Origin of the sequence: Azospirillum sp. B506, assembly GCF_000333595.1 — a bacterium.
Classification (GTDB): domain Bacteria; phylum Pseudomonadota; class Alphaproteobacteria; order Azospirillales; family Azospirillaceae; genus Azospirillum.
In genome coordinates this window covers 1-2,144 of record NZ_BADK01000978.1, presented here as the reverse complement: position 1 = coordinate 2,144, position 2,144 = coordinate 1, and the positions used below count along the sequence as shown (strand labels likewise).

The window sequence follows — 2,144 nt, the reverse complement described above, 5'->3', positions numbered from 1 at the left end:
GTCATCGTCGACCAGCACGCCGCCCATGAACGGCTGGTCTATGAGCGGATGAAGACCGCCCTGCTGGACGGCGGGGTGAAGCGCCAGGCCCTGCTGATCCCCGAACTGATCGAGCTGGACGAACCATCCGCCAACCGCCTGCTGGCCCGCGGCGCCGAACTGGCCGAGCTCGGTCTGGTGATCGAGGGCTTCGGCCACGGCTGCGTCATGGTGCGCGAGGTGCCGGCCCTGCTCGGCCAGTCCGACGTGAAGAACCTGATCCGCGACCTTGCCGAGGAACTGTCCGAACTGGGCGACGCCCTGTCGCTGAAGGAGCGGCTGGAGGAGGTCTGCGCGACCATGGCCTGCCACGGCAGCGTCCGCGCCGGCCGCACGCTGAGCGTCGACGAGATGAACGCCCTGCTGCGGCAGATGGAGGCGACTCCGCACAGCGGGCAGTGCAACCACGGGCGGCCGACGTACGTGGAGCTGAAGCTGGCGGATATTGAGAGGCTGTTTGGGAGGAGGTAGGCGGGCCATCGCTGCCTTTGTGTCAGCCCCGCAAGGCAGCGGCATCGCGTCAGCCCTGCGAGTTCTCCACCACCCTATGGGACGCCGCCGCACCGGCCGCCCGGCCGCTCGACCAGCGCCGGTAATCGGCCGGCGTCATACCGGTGATCTGGGCGAATGCCCGACGGAAGGCGCTCTCCTCTCCATAGCCGCAGGAAAGCGCGACCTGCTTGACGCTGGCTCCTGGTGTTTCAAGCAGGACGCAGGCCGTCTCGATCCTCACCCGCGTGATGAACTCCTTGGGTGATTCGTCGGTCAGCTCCTTCAGCCGCCGGTGCAGGGTTCGTCCGCTGAGGGTCAGGGCCTTGGCCAAGCCTTCGGCGGTCAGGCCCGGGGCCGCGTGCCGGATGATCTGCTCGGCGCGCAGCAGAAGCGGATCGGTCGTGTTGATGAAACCCCTGGGAGCATAGATCATCTGCGGCAGTGGCAGACTGTCGGCGACCGAGATGTCGGCAGCCAGCTTGGCGATGTCCGGCCCTGCCAGACGCCTGATGATATGCAGGGCGAGGTCGACCCAGGACAATGGCCCGCCGGTCGTGACGATACCGTCCTGTTCCTCCAGGGCCGTCCCCCAGACCGGCCGCGCCTTGGGAAACCGCCGCTTGAAGGCATGATGCAGCCACCATGTGGTGGTGCAGCGCCTGCCGTCGAGAAGACCCGCCTCCCCCACCACGAAGGTGCCGGCGCAGGCCGCCCCGACCAGAGTGCCCTGCCGGTGGACCGCCTTCAACCATTCCGCCGCCTGGACGATTGAGTCGGATGCCGGCGGCAGCCTGTCCGGACCGAGGGCCATGCCGGTGGCAAGGGCCGCGTCGCACCGTCCGATGTCCCGGAAGGCGCCGTCGACCGAAATCGACCTGCCCTGCGGATCGCGCAACGGCTTGCCGTCCGAGCTGACGATGATGGTTTCGAACAGGGAGCCGGCCCGGTCCGGCAATCCGCCGGCGACACCCTCGGGCGGTGCGCGCAGCGCCTGATTGGTGATCCAGAACAGGTCGGACAAGCCGGCGATGGCCGACAGAAGGCTGCCGTCGACCGCGAGAATCGCAATGCGCATGGTCCGATCCTTTTCTGCCCGCTTTCGGGTGGATTGGCGAGTTTTGCATGAACTCTGTCCAGTTCGCCACCTTATGGCCCAGCCCGGCCGGCGATAGGATTTGTCCATCCCCCGCATCGAATGGCCCGGCCATGAAGCCTCCCCACCCCATCGATCTTGCGCCTCCCGTCCAGGAGAAGCACCCCGGCTCGCCGACCGGACGGCTGCCAAAATGGCTTCGGCGTCTCACCGCTGCATTCGGATTGACACTGGCGCTGGCCGGCGGCCAGAACGCATCGGCATCCGGCAGCCCCACCCTGCGCAGCATCGTGCTGGTTCATGGCGCCTTCGCCGACGGCTCCAGCTGGTCATCGGTGATCTCCCGGCTGCAGGCGATGGGCTACCATGTCACCGCCGTGCAGAACCCGTTGACCTCGCTCGCCGACGACGTGTCCGCCACCGAAAGGGTCCTGCGTCGGCAGACCGGCGGCGTGCTGCTGGTCGGTCATTCCTGGGGCGGCGCGGTCATCACCCAAGCCGGAAACGCGGCCAATGTCAA

2 protein-coding genes and 1 pseudogene are annotated in these 2,144 nt (G+C 67.6%); 2 read left to right on the top strand and 1 reads right to left on the bottom strand.

The genetic code is table 11. From position 1 onward, the window contains the following. A pseudogene (locus tag I71_RS30170) lies at positions 1–510 on the top strand (DNA mismatch repair protein MutL); the annotation flags it as partial. 49 nt (positions 511–559) lie between these two features. Here I71_RS30170 and I71_RS30165 read toward each other — a convergent pair. After that, the gene (locus I71_RS30165) at positions 560–1,606 is read right to left on the bottom strand and encodes a GlxA family transcriptional regulator (RefSeq protein ID WP_042703075.1); all 1,047 of its coding nucleotides are present in this window, start codon (positions 1,604–1,606) and stop codon (positions 560–562) included. A 131-nt stretch (positions 1,607–1,737) separates the two neighbouring features. Here I71_RS30165 and I71_RS30160 point away from each other — a divergent pair. Next, positions 1,738–2,144: alpha/beta fold hydrolase (locus tag I71_RS30160; protein ID WP_148294406.1), on the top strand; the 407-nt coding region annotated here is incomplete at its 3' end.